Origin of the sequence: Plantactinospora sp. BC1, assembly GCF_003030345.1 — a bacterium.
In the GTDB taxonomy this organism is placed as follows: domain Bacteria; phylum Actinomycetota; class Actinomycetes; order Mycobacteriales; family Micromonosporaceae; genus Plantactinospora.
In genome coordinates this window covers 6,601,712-6,619,047 of record NZ_CP028158.1, presented here as the reverse complement: position 1 = coordinate 6,619,047, position 17,336 = coordinate 6,601,712, and the positions used below count along the sequence as shown (strand labels likewise).

General features: G+C 72.0%; 15 protein-coding genes. 11 read left to right on the top strand and 4 right to left on the bottom strand.

All coding sequences use genetic code 11. From position 1 onward, the window contains the following. Positions 1-21 precede the first annotated feature (21 nt). The 5 genes from C6361_RS29005 to C6361_RS28985 all read left to right on the top strand — a co-directional run bounded on the left by C6361_RS29005 (position 22) and on the right by C6361_RS28985 (position 4,560). Positions 22-663, top strand: a complete 642-nt coding sequence (locus C6361_RS29005) for a bifunctional 2-polyprenyl-6-hydroxyphenol methylase/3-demethylubiquinol 3-O-methyltransferase UbiG (protein ID WP_107257252.1) — start codon at positions 22-24, stop codon at positions 661-663. 15 nt (positions 664-678) lie between these two features. Beyond that, positions 679-1,518 carry a hypothetical protein gene (locus C6361_RS29000; RefSeq protein WP_107269659.1) on the top strand — a complete coding sequence of 280 codons (840 nt, stop codon included), beginning with the start codon at positions 679-681 and terminating at the stop codon, positions 1,516-1,518. Positions 1,519-1,648: 130 nt separating this feature from the next. Next, positions 1,649-2,728, top strand: a complete 1,080-nt coding sequence (wecB, locus tag C6361_RS28995) for a non-hydrolyzing UDP-N-acetylglucosamine 2-epimerase (protein ID WP_107269658.1) — start codon at positions 1,649-1,651, stop codon at positions 2,726-2,728. Further along, positions 2,721-4,010 carry a glycosyltransferase gene (locus C6361_RS28990; RefSeq protein WP_234359072.1) on the top strand — a complete coding sequence of 430 codons (1,290 nt, stop codon included), beginning with the start codon at positions 2,721-2,723 and terminating at the stop codon, positions 4,008-4,010. Before wecB ends, C6361_RS28990 begins: the two co-directional genes overlap by 8 nt. Further along, positions 4,003-4,560, top strand: coding sequence for a hypothetical protein (locus C6361_RS28985; protein ID WP_159079527.1), 558 nt, complete (start codon positions 4,003-4,005; stop codon positions 4,558-4,560). Before C6361_RS28990 ends, C6361_RS28985 begins: the two co-directional genes overlap by 8 nt. 67 nt (positions 4,561-4,627) lie before the next feature. Here C6361_RS28985 and C6361_RS28980 read toward each other — a convergent pair whose 3' ends face one another. The 4 genes from C6361_RS28980 to C6361_RS28965 form a co-directional block, all read right to left on the bottom strand. Further along, positions 4,628-7,234 carry a glycosyltransferase gene (locus C6361_RS28980; RefSeq protein WP_107269657.1) on the bottom strand — a complete coding sequence of 869 codons (2,607 nt, stop codon included), beginning with the start codon at positions 7,232-7,234 and terminating at the stop codon, positions 4,628-4,630. Between the two features lie 120 nt (positions 7,235-7,354). Further along, positions 7,355-8,401: a Gfo/Idh/MocA family protein gene (locus C6361_RS28975; protein WP_304598509.1), complete on the bottom strand. Its 1,047-nt coding sequence runs from the start codon at positions 8,399-8,401 to the stop codon at positions 7,355-7,357. After that, the gene (locus tag C6361_RS28970) at positions 8,398-9,504 is read right to left on the bottom strand and encodes a DegT/DnrJ/EryC1/StrS aminotransferase family protein (protein ID WP_107269656.1); all 1,107 of its coding nucleotides are present in this window, start codon (positions 9,502-9,504) and stop codon (positions 8,398-8,400) included. The genes C6361_RS28975 and C6361_RS28970 overlap by 4 nt, the downstream gene beginning before the upstream one ends. A gap of 164 nt (positions 9,505-9,668) precedes the next feature. After that, the gene (locus C6361_RS28965) at positions 9,669-10,313 is read right to left on the bottom strand and encodes a TetR/AcrR family transcriptional regulator (protein ID WP_107257259.1); all 645 of its coding nucleotides are present in this window, start codon (positions 10,311-10,313) and stop codon (positions 9,669-9,671) included. A 155-nt stretch (positions 10,314-10,468) separates the two neighbouring features. On the opposite strand from C6361_RS28965, the gene C6361_RS28960 reads away from it, so the two are divergent. The 6 genes from C6361_RS28960 (at position 10,469) to C6361_RS28935 (ending at position 17,277) form a co-directional block, all read left to right on the top strand. Continuing rightward, the gene (locus C6361_RS28960; protein ID WP_107269655.1) at positions 10,469-11,365 is read left to right on the top strand and encodes an ABC transporter permease; all 897 of its coding nucleotides are present in this window, start codon (positions 10,469-10,471) and stop codon (positions 11,363-11,365) included. Beyond that, positions 11,358-12,182: an ABC transporter ATP-binding protein gene (locus tag C6361_RS28955; RefSeq protein WP_369930656.1), complete on the top strand. Its 825-nt coding sequence runs from the start codon at positions 11,358-11,360 to the stop codon at positions 12,180-12,182. Before C6361_RS28960 ends, C6361_RS28955 begins: the two co-directional genes overlap by 8 nt. 188 nt (positions 12,183-12,370) lie before the next feature. Beyond that, complete coding sequence (locus tag C6361_RS28950; protein WP_107269654.1) at positions 12,371-13,963, top strand: bifunctional cytidylyltransferase/SDR family oxidoreductase; 1,593 nt, start codon at positions 12,371-12,373, stop codon at positions 13,961-13,963. Positions 13,964-14,015: 52 nt separating this feature from the next. Then, positions 14,016-15,716: a CDP-glycerol glycerophosphotransferase family protein gene (locus C6361_RS28945; RefSeq protein WP_107269653.1), complete on the top strand. Its 1,701-nt coding sequence runs from the start codon at positions 14,016-14,018 to the stop codon at positions 15,714-15,716. 46 nt (positions 15,717-15,762) lie between these two features. After that, the gene (locus C6361_RS28940) at positions 15,763-16,551 is read left to right on the top strand and encodes a GNAT family N-acetyltransferase (RefSeq protein ID WP_107269652.1); all 789 of its coding nucleotides are present in this window, start codon (positions 15,763-15,765) and stop codon (positions 16,549-16,551) included. 177 nt (positions 16,552-16,728) lie between these two features. After that, positions 16,729-17,277 (top strand): DUF2231 domain-containing protein, encoded by a 549-nt coding sequence (locus C6361_RS28935; protein WP_107269651.1) that lies wholly within the window; start codon positions 16,729-16,731, stop codon positions 17,275-17,277. Positions 17,278-17,336 lie beyond the last annotated feature (59 nt).

Genomic DNA, 17,336 nt, shown 5'->3' with positions numbered 1-17,336 from the left:
GGCGAGGGATGGTGAGCGAGGGTGGAGCTGCTCTCCGCCGAGGAGAACGACGCCTACTGGAACGACCGGCACCGGCGGGAGGGCGACCTGCGCTCCGGCGGCGACATGTCCTTCGACGAGCCGACGAACCGGATGTTCTACATCCTGCGCCTCAGCCTCCTGCTGGACATCATCGGCCACCAGTCCGACCCGGTCGCGCCGCTGTTCCTGCTCGACGCCGGCTGCGGCAAGGGCTGGTTCAGCCGGGAGCTGGCCCGGTTCGGCCACCAGGTCGACGGGATCGACGCCAGCGAGAGCGCGCTGGCGTACTGCCGGGAGCGCGGCGGCGGTGCCCGGTACTTCCGGTCCACACTGTCGGGCTGGCGCAGCCCGTGGCCGTACGACGTGGTGCTCTCGGTCGACGTGCTCTTCCACGTACTCGACGACGCCGAGTGGGAGCGCTCGGTACGCAACCTCGCCTCGCTGGTCCGGCTCCGGGGCCGGCTCGTCCTCGCCGACTGGGGCGGCGACGGCGACCGGAGGTACGGGAACTACCAGGTCGTCCGGGGCCGGGACCGGTACGTCCGGCTGGCCCGGGAGTGCGGCCTGAGATTCGAGGGGTGGCGCCCGTACGCGTTCCGCGGCAACCCCAACGGGTTCCACGTCTTCACCCGGACCGGCTGAGGAGGAAACGCACCGATGCGGATCTCCGAGATCCTCCCGCGCTATCTCGACGGGGTACGCGAGGTGGTCGACGTCAGCCACCCGGACGTCAGGCTGGAGCGGCAACTGCGACTGCCGCCGGAGGTGGCCTACCGCCGCCAGCCGCTCGACGAGGCGGCCGGCGCCGAGTTCGGCCCCGAGTCGCTGCCGCTCTGCCTGCTCGGCGCCGACTCGCCCGCGCACACCGACCCGGACGCGCTGACCCCGATGCTGCGCCGGGCCCGCCCCGGCACCCGGGCGGCGCTGCTGATCGGCTGGCCGGTCGAGGAGCTGCCGTACCACCGGCTGGTCGGGCCGCTGGTGGCCGGAGGATGCCAGATCCGCGAGGTCTCCCCGCTGGACCGGGCCGCCATCCGAGGGGTCTCCGCCGCGCTGGTCGTCGAGCGGGTGGAGCGGCTCGCCCCGCTGCGCGGCTATCTGGTCGACGCCCGTACCCCGGTCGAGCCGGCCGGGACCGGTCCGGGGCAGGAGCCGGAACCGGACGGCGGTGACGCGACGGAGCTGACCACCCTGCTGCGGGTGGTCAACGAGTACCAGCTCGCCGACCTGGTGAGCCGGCCGGTGCGGCGACGGCTGGCCGAACTGACCGGGCGGGTCGAGGCGCAGGAGCGGCTGCTCGCCGAGCGGGACACCGAGCTGCGCGAGGCGCGGCGCCGGCTCGCCGAGGTCGAGTCCTCGGCCGGGTTACGGCTCGGCAGCGCCTTCGCCCGGGGAGCCCGGGAACCGGCCCGCGCGCTGGTCGACGTACCCCGGGAACTCGCCCGGGCCTGGCGCGGACGCCGGCAGCGGTCGGCTGGGAGATCACCCACGGAGTGACGTATCGTGTGGGCACCGGGGGCTGCTGTACCATTCCCGCCTTGTCGCGCGAAGCGTGCGCGGCCGGAAGCGTACGAGTCAGCACGATGCCCCGCATTCCACCGTCGATCGACGCCGGGAGTAATCCGCAGTGAAGGTTGTCAGCGTTGTCGGAGCCCGCCCGCAGTTGGTGAAACTCGCGCCGATCGCGGCGGCCTTCGCCCGAACGGATCACGAGCACGTCATCGTGCACACCGGTCAGCACTACGACGCCGACCTCTCCGACGTCTTCTTCTCCGGCCTGGGCATCCCCGACCCGGACGTCCACCTCGGGGTCGGCTCCGGCAGCCACGGCGTGCAGACCGGCGCGGTGCTGGCCGGCATCGACCCGGTGCTGGCCGAGCAGAACCCGGACTGGGTACTGGTCTACGGCGACACCAACTCGACGCTGGCCGGCGCGGTCTCGGCGGTCAAGCAGCACCTCAAGGTCGCCCACCTGGAGGCCGGGCTGCGCTCGTTCAACCGGCGGATGCCGGAGGAGCACAACCGGGTGCTCACCGACCACGCCGCCGACCTGCTGCTGGCCCCGACCGAGGAGGCCATGCGGCACCTCGCCGACGAGGGGCTGGCGGCCCGCTCCGTGCTGGCCGGAGACGTGATGGTCGACGTCTGCCTGCGGATCCGGGACGCCGTACTCGCCGGCGAGCACCCCCGGCCGGTCTTGCCGGAGGGGATCGACCCGACCGCGCCGTACCTGCTCGCCACGCTGCACCGGGCGGAGAACACCGACGACCCGGAGCGGCTCGCCGGGCTGGTCGCGGCGCTGGCCGCGCTGCCGGTACCGGTCGCCCTGCTGGCCCACCCCCGGCTGCTGGCCCGCGCCGAACAATACGGTCTGAAGCTCGCCCAGGGCGCCCTGCACGTCGGCCGCCCGGTCGGCTACGCCGCCATGGTCGCGGCGGTGCTCGGCTCGGCCGGCGTGGTCACCGACTCGGGCGGGTTGCAGAAGGAGGCGTTCCTGCTCGGCCGGGTCTGCACCACGCTGCGCCCGGAGACCGAGTGGGTCGAGACGCTGGACGGCGACTGGAACCGGCTCGTCCCGGACCCGGCCGGTACTCCCGACTGGGTCGCCACGGCGACCCGGCCGACGCCGACGACCGAGCGCGCCGCCCCGTACGGCGACGGCACCGCCGCGCAGCGGGTCGTCGAGATCCTCGAGCGGCATGCCTGACCGAGACCGCCCGGCGAACCGAGGACCGAAGCAGGTGCAGACGAATCCCGCCAGCGACGTCGCCGTCGTCACCCCGTGGTATCCGACCGGCCAGCGCCCGTTTCGGGGCGCCTTCGTGCAGGCGATGGTGGAGGCGACCGCACCGGAATACCAGCAGGTCACCGTCTACCACACCGACGAGTGGGGGCACCGGCTGCCGGCGGAGACCACCGCCGCGATCGACGAGGCGTTCCGGGCGCTGCTGCCGCAGGGCGTGCACCGCCGCCCCACCGTCGGCGGCGCCGACCTGGTGCACCTGCCGGTGGTGATGCCGGTGACCCCGGACTACGCGACGATCTCCCGCAACCACACCGAGGCGCTCCGGGCGGCGCTCGGCAACGCCCCGATCGACGCCCCGGTGGTGCACGCCCACGTCGGGCTGCCCGGCGGCTGGGCGGCGTTGCAGAACGCCCGGCCGGACGCGCGGGTCTTCGTGACCGAGCACGCCACCTTCCTCAACCTGGTGCTGGAACAGCCCGAGGCGCGCGCGATGTACGACGACCTGCTGCACCGCTGCGCCGGCTTCTTCGCCGTCGGCGACGCCGTACGCAACCCGCTGGTCGAGGCGTTTCCGCACCACGCCGACCGGATCGGCTTCATCCCGAACCCGATCTCGTTCGACCAGCCCCGGGCCACCCCGGTCAGCGCGCTGCACCGCTGGCTCTTCGTCGGCGGCCTGCTCCCCCGCAAGGGCGTCTCCTGGCTGCTCGAGGCGTTCGCCAAGTGCCGGGCCGAGGAGCCGGCGCTGTCCCTCACCTTCGTCGGCGAGGGACAGCTGCGCAAGGACCTGACCCGGCGGGCCGGCGAACTCGGCGTCGCCGAGGCGGTCACCTTCGCCGGTGCCGTGGCGCCGGACGAGGCGCTGCGGATGATGCGCGAGCACGACCTGCTGGTGCACCCGAGCCGGTTCGAGACCTTCGGCATGACGATCGTCGAGGCGATCGCCGCCGGGACGCCGGTGCTGGTCACCCGCTGTGGCGGACCGGAGGAGACGCTGGCCGGGCTGGAGGAGGCGGCCGGCGAGCTGATCCCGGTGGAGGAGAACGCGGAGTCCATCGTGGACGGCTATCGCCGGTTGCGGGACCGCTTCCCGCACGGCCTGGACCTGGACCGCGCCCGTCGGGAACTCGCCGACAGGTACAGCTATCCCGCCGTCGCCCGCAGCCACCGCGAGGCGTGGTTCGGCACGCCGGGCCCGGGGACGTCGACCACGACCGGATGGGATGCCCGCACCGATGGCTGAACCGCAGGTGTTGATCCTGGCCCTGGAGGGCTCCCGCCGGCTCGCCGTGCTGGCCGACGTCGAGCGGGTGATCGCCGCCGGTGGCAGCGCCACCCTGGTGGTCAACGACATCGGCAAGTGGCGCCGGGAGAAGCTGCCCAAGCAGCTCCGGGTGGTGGACCTGACCAAGCTCGAACTCCGGCTGGCACCGCTCGCCGTGGAGCAGATGGTGCTGGTCCGGGGACCGGGCTTCCTGTTCAAGGCGGTCGGCCGGGGGCCGCTGGCCGGCAGGTCGAAGAAGGCCAACCGGGCGTACCAGCGGGCGTTCGCGGACCGGGTGCACCGCCGGGTCGGCCTGCCGGTCTACCGGCGGCTCTTCCAGCCGCTCTACGCGAAGAAGGGCGACCCCCGGCTGCGGCTGCTGGACCGGTACGTGCTCCAGCCGGGTCGGTTCGACGTCCTGGTGGTGAGCGATCCGGGCTCGATGCCGGCCGCCGCCACCATCCTGGCCGACCTGACGGCGCGCAACGTCGCACCCACGCTCTGCTTCGACGTCGGTGCCGTACTGTAAAGACGTGGGGTAAGGAACGGCCCCTTCTCATCCCTCTTCGGGACGAGAAGGGGCCGTTCCTCGCACGTCAGCTGGCTAGGAAGCTCGCGAACGCCGCCGCGGTACGCCGACCGTCGTGGTACTCCCGGACGTAGGCCACCGACTCGGCGCCCCGGCGGGCGGTGCCGGCCCGGTCGTCCAGGAGGGACTCCAGCACCTGGCGGAGGTTGGCCGGGGTGGCGTTCACGATCGGCGGGGTGCTGCCGACCGTCGCCGCCACGCTGTCGCTCAGGTAGGCGACCACCGGCTTGCCGGCGGCCATCGCCTCGACGGCGAACGTCCCGTAGCTGCCGGTGGTGAACTGGTCGATCACGATGTCGCTGGTCTTGACCAGCTCGGTCATGTCCTTCCAGGCGACGTTCTCGGCCAGTTTCAGCTCGATCGCGCCCCGCTCGTGCAGGTCGTTCAGCACCGGCAGGATCCGGTCGGTCCCCTTGGTCCAGCGCTTCGACGGGCCGTGCAGCACCACCGGCCGGGGCCGCTCCATCACCGGCTGGTCGGTGGCCCAGGCGTCCAGGTCCACCACCAGCGGCGCCCAGGTCGCCCAGGGCAGGTCGTCGAGCAGGTCCGGGGTGGTGACGAAGAGCGGCAGCCCGGTCTCCTCGGCCACCTTCCGGTTGCGCTCGGCCCGCGCCGTGTACCGCTCGACGTAGCCGTCCGGGGCGTCCCGGAACAGCGAGTACTCGTGCCGGGCCAGGTGCCGCCTGGGGTGGCGTACCTCGCTGCCGTGGCCGAGCAGCGCGACCTTGATCTTGGCCCGTTGCAGCGCCGGCAGGTCACCCTCGATGTTGTTGCCGTTCAGGTGCCCGAAGAACGGCAGGAAGGCGTCCGCCACCAGGTGGGTGTAGCGGCCGATCGCCCGCTGCACCTGTTCGAGCTGGCAGTCCAGGTCGGGCAGCCGGGCCTGGTCGACGTAGACGTCCGCCGGATAGAGCAGGGTCGGCGAGGTCTTCACCATCACGACCTCGGCCGAGACCTCCGGGTTGCTCCGGCAGATCGCCTGGGCGAAGGTGGCGAGCTGGCCGGCGTAGTTGGCCGGGCCGAGGCCCAGCCGGACCCTGGTGTTGTCCAGCGGACGCCACCGGGGCAGCGGTCCCGGCTCGGTGGCCGGGCCGGCGACCGGCACCGGCTGCTCGGTCAGCGACCAGCGCACCTCGGGACGCGGGTTCGGCGGGGTGATCCCGGAGATCTCCGAGTAGAGCCGCATCAGGCCGGCGCTCTGCGTCTCCCAGGAGAGGTCGGTGAGGATCTCCTCGGTGATCGCGTCGGCCAGCTGCTTCCGGTTCGCCATCGCGTGCGTCACCGTCGCCACGAAACTCGCCGCGTCGTCGGAGCGGAAGACCTCGCCGACCCTGTGCTTCCGGACGTACGCGCTGAGCGTCTTCACGTCGCTGACCACCACCGGCAGCCCGCCGTGCAGGTATTCCGCCAGCTTGGTCGGCAGCGAGATCTCGTAGTTCAGCGTCCGCTTGGAGCAGATCAGGCCGAGGTCCGCCGAGGAGAGATAGTCGGGTACGGCGTGCTGCGGCACGTACGGCACCACGTGGATCCGGTCCCGCACAGCCAGCTTGTCGGCCTTCTCCAGCAGCATCGTCAGGTCCGGGCTGGTCCGGCCGGAGACGATCGCGAGGTGGAACTCGGGCAGCTCCGGCAGGGCGTCGACGGCCACCCCGAGCCCCCGCTCGGCGGCGAGCCAGCCGGAGTAGACCAGCAGCGGCACGTCCGGCTCCAGGCCGCAGGCCCGGCGTACCGAATAGGTCTCCCGGCCGGTGTTCACCGTCTCCCGGATCGGCACGTTCCGGACCACCAGCGGGGTCTTCTTGAGCTTGTAGTCCTTGCGCAGCAGCTCGGCGATCTCCGGGGAGACCGTCACCACCGCATCGGCGAAGCCGATGAACTCCTTCTCCAGCGCGTTGAAGGCGCTGGCCTGCAACGGGTCGGGCCAGTCCACGCCGCGCACGTACTCGTGCGCGTCGTAGAGCCACCGGACCTTCTCCCCCCGGTTGCGCATCCGGGCCACGCTCTGCGCCGCCGTGCCGATCATCGTGATGTCGTTGGCGTGGATGACGTCCGGCTTGAACTCCTCGATCGCCGGCCCGAACGCGAGGTCGAGGTCGAGCAGGTACGGCCAGTCCTTGGCCCACTGCCCGGTCGGCGCGGCCTGGTAGCGCTGTTCCCACTGGAAGGCCCGGACCCGCAGCTTGTGGGTGAGCCGGCGGGCCCGGACCAGTGCGCCCAGCGCCCGGCTGGCCGGTACGACGATCGCGTTCGCCGCCGCCGACCGGCCCTCGGTGGACCGCATCCGGCCGATCCGGGCGGTGGTCTGCCGCACCCAGGTCTGGTTGGCCGCCCGGGTACGCGCCAGCGCCTCCTTGTCGGCGATCCCGAACTGGGTGACGATCCGGCGGAGCTTGTGCCCCTTCTGCTTCGCCCGCATGTGCGCGGCGACGCCGACCCGGACGACCTGGACCGCGCCCATGGTCGACTTGACGGCGCGTCCCCGCCCGGCGCCGATCAGCAGCACCTCCCAGCCGGCCCGCGCCGCCGAGATGGCGGTTTTCTGTACCCGGGAGTCCCCGGTGATGCCGTTTCCGACGATCACTGCCAGTCGCGGTCGGCGAGCGGGCGGTGTCATGCGCGATCCTCCAGATAAGACGAGCTGACTCTTGCCCGACTGTGGCGGGCCTGTGCGAACACCACCGGATCCCGGGTGTCTTTCGCGGAAACCGCGCGCGGCACCGGGCCGCGCGCGGAATCAGCCGGTCGTGGAGAGGTCGTCGACGGTCCGGTCGCCCGGTGCCACCGACACCGTGCTGCCGTCGGTGGCGGACTGGAGCACCGCCGCCGCCACCTGGACCGTACGCAGGCCCTGGCGCAGCGTCACGATGTCGCTCTCCTTGCCCTCCACCGCGTCACGGAACCGCTCGTGCTCGACGAGCAGCGGCTCGCGCTTCGGGATGGCGTACCGCACCATGTCGCCCTCGGCCACCCCACGGAACGCGCGCAGCGCCTCCCACTCGGTGTCGATCGCGGCGTTGGCATAGAAGGTGAGGTCCGCGGTGAGGGTGTCGGCGACGAAGCACCCCCGGTCGCCGGTGATCACCGTCGACCGCTCCTTCAGCGGGCTCAGCCAGTTCACCAGGTGGTTGACCATCGTGCCGTCGGCGAGCTGGCCGACCGCGGCCACCATGTCCTCGTGCAGCCGGCCGCTGCGGGAGACCGTGCGGGCCGAGACCGAGGTGTATTCCTGGCCGGTCACCCAGCTCGTCAGGTCGATGTCGTGGGTGGCCAGGTCCATCACCACGCCGACGTCGGCGATCCGGTGCGGGAACGGCCCCTGCCGGCGGGTGACGACCTGGAAGACCTCGCCCAGCTCGCCCGCTTCCAGCCGGCTGCGCAGGTTCTGCAACGCCGGGTTGTACCGCTCGATGTGCCCGACCCCGGCGACCAGCCCGGCCGCCTCGAAGGCCGCCACCAGCCGCTGCGCGGTCTCGACGGACTGGGCGAGCGGCTTCTCGATCAGCGCGCTGATCCCGTTGGCCGCGAGTTCCAGACCGACCTGCTCGTGCAGCGCGGTCGGGCAGGCCACCACCGCGTAGTCGAGCTTCATCGCGATCAGCTCGGCCAGGGTCGCCACCACGGGCGCCCGGACCGTGCCGGTCGAGTCGCCGGCCGGGTCGGCGACGCCGACCAGCTCCACACCGTCCAGGTTGGACAGCACCCGGGCGTGGTTGCGCCCCATCGCGCCCAGCCCGATCAGGCCGGCGCGCAGGGTACGCCCCTGGCCGCTGACGACACTCACTGTGAGCCCTCCAGGCTGTTCACGGCGTCGGCGATCCGCTCCAGGTCGGTCGCGCTCAGCGACGGGTGGATCGGCAGCGAGACCACCTCGCGGGCGGCGCGCTCGGTCTCCGGCAGGGTCCACGGACCCGGCTGGCCGTCCTTGCCGAGATACGGCTTCAACCGGTGGATCGGAGTCGGATAGTACACGGCGTTACCGACGCCACGGTCCAGCAGCTTCTGCTGGGCGGCGTCCCGGTCCCCGGTGACCCGGATCGTGTACTGGTGGTAGACGTGCCGGGCCGCGTCGGCCACCGGCGGGGTGACCGCGGCGGTGATCCGGGAGTCGAGGAACTTGGCGTTCGACCGCCGCTGCTCGGTCCACTCCGGGAGCTGCTTGAGCTGCACCCGGCCGATCGCCGCCGCCACGTCGGTGAGCCGCATGTTGGCCCCGACGATCTCGTTCGCGTACCGCTGCTCCATGCCCTGGTTGCGCAGCAGCCGCAGCGTCCGGGCCAGCTCGGCGTCGGCGGTGGTGATCATGCCGCCCTCGAGCGAGTGCATGTTCTTGGTGGGGTAGAAGCTGAAGCACCCGGCGGTGCCGAAGCTGCCGACCGGCTGCCCGTTCAGGGCCGCGGCGTGCGCCTGGGCGGCGTCCTCCACGACGGCCAGGTTGTGCCGCTGCGCGATCGGCACCAGCCGGTCCATCGCGGCGGGGTGGCCGTAGAGGTGCACCGGCATGATCGCCACGGTGCGCGGGGTGATCGCGGCCTCGACGGCGGCCGGGTCCAGGCAGAAGCTGCCGGCCTCGATGTCGGCGAAGACCGGCTCGGCGCCGACCAGGCGGACCGCGTTCGCGCTCGCCGCGAAGGAGAACGACGGCACCACGACCTCGTCGCCGGGGCCGATCCCCAGCGCCATCAGGGTCAGTTGCAGGGCGGAGGTGCCCGAGTTGACTGCGACACAGTGCCGTCCGGCGACCAGCTCGGAGAACTCCTCCTCGAACGCGGCCACCTCCGGCCCCTGGACCACCCGGCCGCTGCGGAGCACCCGTACGGCGGCCTCGATCTCAGCTTCTCCGATAACTGGTTTCGCGGATGGAATCAGGTCTTGCTGCCCAGTCATGGGCATCCTCCTGTCGACGAGGGGATCGCGTCCGGCAGCGATGCTAGCTCTTGACGCGGTCGATGAAATGGGTGGTGGGGTTCTGGTCACGGGGTGGATCGGGGTCCCGGGGGGTGCCGGGGGCGGTGCGGCTGGGCGGGGCCGGATCGGGTGCCGGCCGCCGGTCAGCCGGGGAGTACGACGTCGAGGCCCCCTCCCACCGGCATCGGGCCCCGCGCGCCGAGCCCGGCCGCGATCGCGGCGGCCATTCGAGGCAGGTAGTCCTCCGGGAACGGGGTGCGGGCGACGGCGAGCCGCCAGTAGAGGGGACCGATGATCAGGTCGACCGCGACGTCCGGATCCGCCTCGGCGGGAAGCTCACCGCGACCGACCGCCCGGTCGAGCAAGAGTATGCCGACGTCGCGCTGGTTCGTCCGCAGGGCCTGCTGGAGGGTCTCGGCGATCTCCGGGTTGCGGGCCGCCTCGGCCAGCAGGTCCGGGACGATCTGCGAGGCCAGCGGGTGTCGCAGCGCCCGGGCCACGATCCGCAGCAGCACCTCCAGGTCACCCTTTAGGCTGCCGGTGTCCGGTAAGGGTAGGCTCTGCCCGGCAACCCGGGACACGATCTCCAGCACCATCTCCAGCTTCGAGCTCCATCGGCGATAGATCGCCGTCTTGCCGACGCCGGCCCGGCGCGCGACCGCCTCGATCGAGAGACGCCCGTATCCGACCGCGGCGAGTTCCTGCATCACGGCTCGGCGGAGTGCGTCGGTTATCTCCCCACGGAGTACCGCCGCTCCCGCCGGAGCACGCCGGTTGTCGGTCGCCACGTGGGCCAATATAGCGCGACGACGGTACGGTTGCGTCCCGACGTAGTTTGGACTACCTTGCCACGCAGCGACGCCCCGGACGGCATTTGCCCGCAACGGTTCCGGCCCGGAAGTCGCGCACTCTTTCGAGCCCGGACAGATCGGAGCGCCCAGCTATGGCCAGCACGGCGGTAGCACATCCCGATTCAGAGCTGACCCAGGCAGAACTGGCCGCCCGCTACGGACTCTCCGTCGCCGGGGCGCGACCCAGCCTCGGGGGGTACGTCAAACAGCTCTGGTCGTATCGGCACTTCATCACCGCCTACGCCAACGCCAAGCTGGCGGCCTCGTTCAGCACCGCCCGGCTGGGTCGGGTCTGGCAGGTGCTGACCCCGCTGACCAACGCGGCGGTCTACTACCTGATCTTCGGCGTGATCCTCGGCACCAGCCGGGATGTCGAGAACTTCATCGCCTACCTCTGCACCGGGCTCTTCGTCTTCACCTTCACCCAGTCGGTGGTCAGCGGCGGGGTGACGGCGATCAGCGGCAACCTCGGGCTGATCCGGGCCCTGCACTTCCCCCGGGCGAGCCTGCCGATCGCGATCACGCTCACCCAGTTCCAGCACCTGCTCGCCTCGATCGTCGTACTCGCCGGGATCGTGCTGATCGACGGGGAGCCGCTGACCGTCGAGTGGCTGCTGCTGGTCCCGGTCATGCTGCTCCAGTCGGTCTTCAACGCCGGGCTGGCGATGGCGATGGCCCGGTTCGGGTCGAAGATCACCGACCTGAAGCAGCTCGTCCCGTTCGTGATGCGCACCTGGATGTACGCCTCCGGCGTGCTCTACAGCGTGGAGAACTTCGAGCGGCACCTGCCCGAGTGGGCGGCCTCGCTGGTGCAGCTCAACCCGCTGCTGGTCTACATCGAGCTGATGCGGCACGCGCTGATGGAGACGGCGCCGGTGACCGCGTCCCAGACCCAGTCCTGGCTGCTCGGCATCGGCTGGGCACTCCTGGCCGGCGTCCTCGGGTTCATCTACTTCTGGCGTGGTGAGAAGGAGTACGGCCGTGGCTGAACCGATCGATCCCAAGACCAACCTCTCGGCGACCACCACCACGGTCGGCGGTCCCCGGATCCCCACCGTCGTCGTCGACGACGTACACGTGATCTACCGGGTCTACGGGGCCGGCGCGGGCGGCAACGGCAGCCCGGTCGCCGCCCTGAAGCGGATGCTGACCGGCACCAAGTCCCCCGCGGTCCGCGAGGTGCACGCGGTCAAGGGCGTCAGCTTCACCGCGTACCGGGGTGAGGCGGTCGGCCTGATCGGCAGCAACGGCTCCGGCAAGTCGACCCTGCTGCGGGCGATCGCCGGGCTGCTGCCGGCGAGCCGGGGCGCCGTCTACACCCAGGGCCAGCCCTCGCTGCTCGGGGTCAACGCCGCGCTGCTCAACGACCTCTCCGGCGAGCGCAACGTCGCGCTCGGCTGCCTGGCGATGGGGATGACCCCGGCCCAGGTGAAGCAGGTCACGCCGGAGATCGTCAAGTTCTCCGGGATCAACGACCGGGGCGACTTCAGCTCGCTGCCGATGCGGACGTACTCCTCCGGCATGGCGGCCCGGCTGCGCTTCTCGATCGCGGCGGCGAAGAAGCACGACGTGCTGCTGATCGACGAGGCGCTGGCCACCGGTGACGCCCGGTTCCGGCGCCGCAGCGAGCAGCGGGTCCGCGAGCTGCGCGCCGAGGCCGGCACGGTCTTCCTGGTCAGCCACAGCATCGACACGATCCGGACCACCTGCGAGCGGTCGATCTGGCTGGAGTCCGGGGTGATCCGGGCGGACGGCCCCACCGACGAGGTGGTACCGGAGTACGAGAAGTACATGAACCGGACGTAGTCCGGACAACGGCGGAGGACCTCGGGCGGCGGCAGCGTCACGGGCGACCTGCCCCGCCCCCGCCGCGCTAGGGTCCTAGGGGTCGCCCGCGACCCGATCGGATCCGCGCGACGGCGCCGTCGGCGGCGCGAGGGGCGCGACGACGCAGGGAAACACCCATCGACCAGCACAGTCAGTGAGGATCGGCAATGGTGCAGAACCCGGCGACGCGGCCGGCCGGCGAGCCGGACGCCGCCCCCTGGCGGCCCACCCGGACCGTCGCCGTGGTGCTGGCCGGCGGCACCGGGACCCGGGTCGGGCTCGGCATCCCCAAGCAGCTACTCAAGATCGCCGGCAAGCCGATCCTCGAACACACCGTCGCGGTCTTCGAGAACGCGCCCGAGATCGACGACATCATCGTGCTGATGGCGCCCGGCTTCCTCGACGAGGCGCGGCAGATCGTCGAGAAGGCCGGCTTCCGCAAGGTCAGCCAGGTGATCGAGGGCGGTGACACCCGCAACGCCACCACCCGGCTGGCGCTGGCGGCGATCGGCCCGGACGACTGCAACGTGCTCTTCCACGACGCGGTACGGCCGCTGCTGAGCCCCCGGATCGTCCGGGAGTGCGTCAACGCGCTCTGGACGCACTCCGCCGTCGACGTGGCCATCCCGTCCGCCGACACGATCATCCAGGTGGACGACGACGACTGCATCACCGACATCCCGGTGCGGTCCCGGCTGCGCCGGGGGCAGACCCCGCAGGCGTTCCGGTCCCGCACCATCCGGGCCGCCTACGAACTGGCCGGGCAGGACCCGGAGTTCAGCGCCACCGACGACTGCGGAGTGGTGCTCCGTTACCTGCCCGAGGTGCCGATCAAGGTCATCGAGGGCTCGGACGAGAACATCAAGGTCACCCACCCGGTCGACGTACACCTGGCGGACAAGCTGTTCCAGCTCGCCGCCGCCCAGGCGCCCCGGCTTGTTGACGAGCGGGCGTACGTCGAGGAGCTGAGCGGCCGGACCGTGGTGGTCTTCGGCGGGAGCGAGGGCATCGGCCAACGGCTGGCCGAGGTCGCCCGGGGCTACGGGGCGGACGTCTTCCCGGTCAGCCGGTCCAGCACCGGCACCCACGTGGAGCGGGGCGAGGACGTCGCCGCCGCACTGCGCGGCGCGTTCGAGGCGACCGGCCGGATCGACCACGTGGTGGTGACCGCCGGGGTGCTCCGGATGGGCGCGCTCGCCGAGATGGACGAGGCGACCATCGCGCAGATGCTCCAGGTCAACCTGGTCGCCCCGGTGGACATCGCCCGGCAGGCGCTGCCCTACCTGAAGCAGACCCGGGGGCAGCTGCTGCTCTACACCTCCAGCTCCTACACCCGGGGCCGGGCCCGGTACGCCCTCTACTCCGCCACCAAGGCCGCCGTGGTCAATCTCACCCAGGCGCTCGCCGACGAGTGGTCCGAATTCGGCGTACGGGTGAACTGCGTCAACCCCGAGCGGACCGCGACCCCGATGCGGACCCGAGCCTTCGGGGAGGAGCCGGAGCACACCCTGCTGGCGGCCGACACGGTGGCCCGGGTCTCACTGGACGTGCTGCTCTCCGGGCTGACCGGGCAGGTGGTCGACGTGCGCCGCTCCCCCGGCGACCCGGTCGCGGAGCCGGTTGCGCAGCCGGGTGAGCCCACCGGCGCCGAGTCGAACGGCCGGTCCCCGGACGGTCCGGAGCGGGAGCCCGGGGTCGGCCGGATCGGCCGGCAACGCTCCACCGAACTGGTGCCGCCGCCCCGGGTCGGCACTCCCTAGCCAGCTCCCGCACTGTCGGGACCACGGTCCGGCGATCCGAGGAAGGAAGCGCATGCGTGGCGATCTGGTCAGGAAACTGACCGTCCGGTGTCTGAGTGCCGGCCTGGCCGTGCTGTCCTTCCTGCTCCTCGCCCTCACCTCGGCCGAGCTGGCGGGCCTCGCCCTGGCCGGGGCCGGTGCGGTCGCGCTCTGGCTGGAGCGCCGGGTCAACCCCCGCGCCGAGCTGGTCGCCGAGCCGGTCCTGCTGATCGCCGGGGTACTGGTCGGATACGCCCACCGGCTGCCCGGGTCCGGGTGGAACTCGGTGGCGCTGGCGCTCACCGGTACGGGCCTGCTCGGGTTGACCCTGGCCGAGCGGCCGCTGCGCGACGCCGCCGAGCTGGAGGTCCGCTCGGCCAATCTCGGCGTACGGTCGTCGCCGCTGCTCGTCGCCGACCGGCTCGGGCCGGCGGTGCTGGTCCTGCTGGTGCTGCTCGCCGGCAGCGCCGCGTTCACCCTGCCGGTCTGGCCCGCCCTCGTGCTGACCGTGCTGGTCGGCGCGGCCGCCGCGGTCGGCGCGGTCGGGCCGATCGCGCTGCGCCGGCTGCGGCCCTCCGGCGGGCAGAGTGCGGTCACCCAGGCGCTGCGCCGGCACCAGCCGGAGTTCCTGCTCTACTTCTCCGCGCCGCCCGGCTCGGAATACCAGGTCATGATGTGGCTGCCGTACCTGGAGCGGATCGGCCGGCCGTTCATGGTGCTGCTCCGGGAGCCGAACTTCCTGCCGGCGATCTCGGCCGCCACCAGGGCGCCGGTGGTGGTCTGCCCGACGCCGCGCTCGATCGACGAGGCGATCGTGCCGAGCCTGCGGGTGGCGTTCTACGTCAACCACGGCGCGAAGAACAGCCACTGCATCCGCTTCGCGCACCTCACACACATCCAGCTGCACCACGGCGACAGCGACAAGGCGCCGAGCGCCAACCCGGTCTCCGCGATCTTCGACCGGATCTTCGTCGCCGGGCAGGCGGCGATCGACCGGTACGCCCGCAACGGCGTGACCATCCCCCGGGAGAAGTTCGCCATCGTCGGCCGCCCGCAGGTGGAGTCGATCGCGGTGCGCCGGGAGCCGATCCGGGACCGGGCCGACAAGGTGGTGCTCTACACGCCGACCTGGACCGGGCACAACGCCGACGTCGACCACTGCTCGCTGCCGGTGGGCGAGACCCTGGTCCGCCGGCTGCTGGACCGGGGCGTGACGGTGATCCTGCGGGCCCACCCGTACACCTCGCAGAACCCGGCGTCGGCCCGGCAGCTCGCCCGGATCGAGCAGCTCCTCGCCGAGCACCGGGCCAGCACGGGACGGCGGCACGTCTTCGGCGCCGACGCGGCGAAGAAGATGAGCCTGGTCGACTGCGTCAACGCCTCCGACGCGCTGGTCTCGGACGTCTCGGCGGTGATCTCCGACTACCTCTACTCCGGCAAGCCGTACGCGGTGACCGACCGGGTCGGCGAGGGCGAGCGGTTCGTCGAGGGCTTCCCGCTGGCCGGCTCGGGTTACGTGCTGGACTCGCAGATGTCCAATCTGGACGACGTACTGGACCGGCTGCTGGAGACCGATCCGCTGGCCGAGGTGCGGTGGCGGACCCGTACCCGCTATCTCGGGGACTTCCCGGAGCAGCGCTACGCCGACGGCTTCCTCGACGAGGCCCGCCGGCAGTTGGACGGTGCCGGGGCTGCCCAGTCCGTACCGTCGCCCCGCCCCGCGCCGGTCCCCTGAGCGCACGCTCCCGGCGCGAGGGCTGTGCCATGATGCGTCGGTGACGATGATCAGGACCAGCCACGACCGGAACGAACTGGCCGGTCTGCTGCGCCGCGACCCGCACCTGCACGCGTACGAGCTCGGCGACCTGGACGACTTCTACTGGCCGTACACCACCTGGTATCGGCGCGACGACGCGGTGGCGCTGCTCTACCACGGTGGGTCCACTCCGGTGCTGCTGGCGCTGCACCGCTCACCGGCGGTGCTGACCGAGCTGCTCACCGGTCTTCTCCCGCTGCTGCCCCGGCACTTCGAGGCACACCTCTCCCCCGGTGGCGAGGCGGTGCTGGCCCGGGAGTACCCGCTCAGGTCGCGCGGCGCGCACCTGAAGATGGCGCTCACCGACCCGGACCGGCTGGCCCGGGTGGCGTCCGGCGGCGAGGTGCTGACCGAGGCCGACATACCGGAACTGACGGCCTTCTACCGGACGGCCTATCCGGACAACTGGTTCGACCCCCGGATGGTCGAGACCGGTCACTACGTCGGGCTGCGCCGGGACGGCGAACTGGTCTCCGTCGCCGGGGTGCACGTCTGGTCGCCGCGATACCGGGTGAGCGCGCTGGGCAACGTGACGACGGCTCCGGCGTACCGGGGACAGGGGCTGGCCAGTACGGCGGTGGCGACGCTCTGCCGGCGGCTGCTGGAGACCGTCGACACGGTGGCGCTGAACGTCGTCGCGGAGAACACGGCGGCGTACAAGCTCTACGACCGGCTCGGCTTCACCCCGGTCGCCGAGTACGCCGAGTACGTCGTCGGCGAGCCGCCGCCCGACCCGGACGTCCGTCCTCTTTGAACAGCACCACCACCGCGTTACGGTGTCGCCCTTGTCAAGGGTGCGCACCCCGGGCACCATGTCAACGTTCTGGAAAGCCCGCCGATCCGCCAGGCTGCCGGGCCGCCGTCCACCGGCCCGTACGCCTGTCGTCCATCCCTGTCTGTCGCCAGCCGATCTGTCGCCGAGGAGGCGCCGGTGCTCGAGGAGTTCATGGGCATTCCCGCCCACCCGTTCCTGGTCCATGCCGCGGTGGTCTTCGTGCCACTGCTCGCGTTGACCGCGGTCGGGTACGCGTTCCTGCCGTTCGTCCGCCCGCACCTGCGCTGGGTGCTGGGACTGCTCGCGGTCGCCACCCCGCTCGCCGCGCTGATGGCCAAGCTCTCCGGCGACCGTTTCCTCGCCCGGCTGGAGTCCCGTAACCGGGTCAGCCCGGAGTACGTCCCGAGGTTGGCGGAGCACCAGGACCTCGGCACCAACACCCTGTACGCGACGCTCGTGCTCGGGGTGCTGGCCCTGGCGCTGGTCTTCCTCGTCAGGCCCCGGACCGCCGCCCCCGCACCGGTGACCGCCGGGGTCGAGGGTGGCGCCGATGGCACGGAGGGGACCGCCGCCGCGACCGCCAAGGGGTCACCGGTGCTGACCCTGGTGCTCGGGGTGCTCTCCCTGGCGGCGGCCGGGATCACCCTGTACTACGTGTTCCGTACCGGTGACACCGGCGCCCAGGCGGTGTGGCAGGGCCAGTGATCCGCAACTGACCGAGGCCGGGCGCGGAACCGCTCGCGACGACGACGCCGGCCCGTCCC

Excerpts from the sequence above, each read along its gene's own strand:
- C6361_RS28970 (WP_107269656.1), bottom strand. The coding sequence starts at position 9,504 with ATGACTGGGCAGCAAGACCTGATTCCATCCGCGAAACCAGTTATCGGA.
- C6361_RS28940 (WP_107269652.1), top strand. The coding sequence starts at position 15,763 with ATGATCAGGACCAGCCACGACCGGAACGAACTGGCCGGTCTGCTGCGC.
- C6361_RS28950 (WP_107269654.1), top strand. The coding sequence starts at position 12,371 with ATGGTGCAGAACCCGGCGACGCGGCCGGCCGGCGAGCCGGACGCCGCC.
- C6361_RS28945 (WP_107269653.1), top strand. The coding sequence starts at position 14,016 with ATGCGTGGCGATCTGGTCAGGAAACTGACCGTCCGGTGTCTGAGTGCC.
- C6361_RS28990 (WP_234359072.1), top strand. The coding sequence starts at position 2,721 with ATGCCTGACCGAGACCGCCCGGCGAACCGAGGACCGAAGCAGGTGCAG.
- C6361_RS28980 (WP_107269657.1), bottom strand. The coding sequence starts at position 7,234 with ATGACACCGCCCGCTCGCCGACCGCGACTGGCAGTGATCGTCGGAAAC.
- C6361_RS29000 (WP_107269659.1), top strand. The coding sequence starts at position 679 with ATGCGGATCTCCGAGATCCTCCCGCGCTATCTCGACGGGGTACGCGAG.
- C6361_RS28960 (WP_107269655.1), top strand. The coding sequence starts at position 10,469 with ATGGCCAGCACGGCGGTAGCACATCCCGATTCAGAGCTGACCCAGGCA.
- C6361_RS28985 (WP_159079527.1), top strand. The coding sequence starts at position 4,003 with ATGGCTGAACCGCAGGTGTTGATCCTGGCCCTGGAGGGCTCCCGCCGG.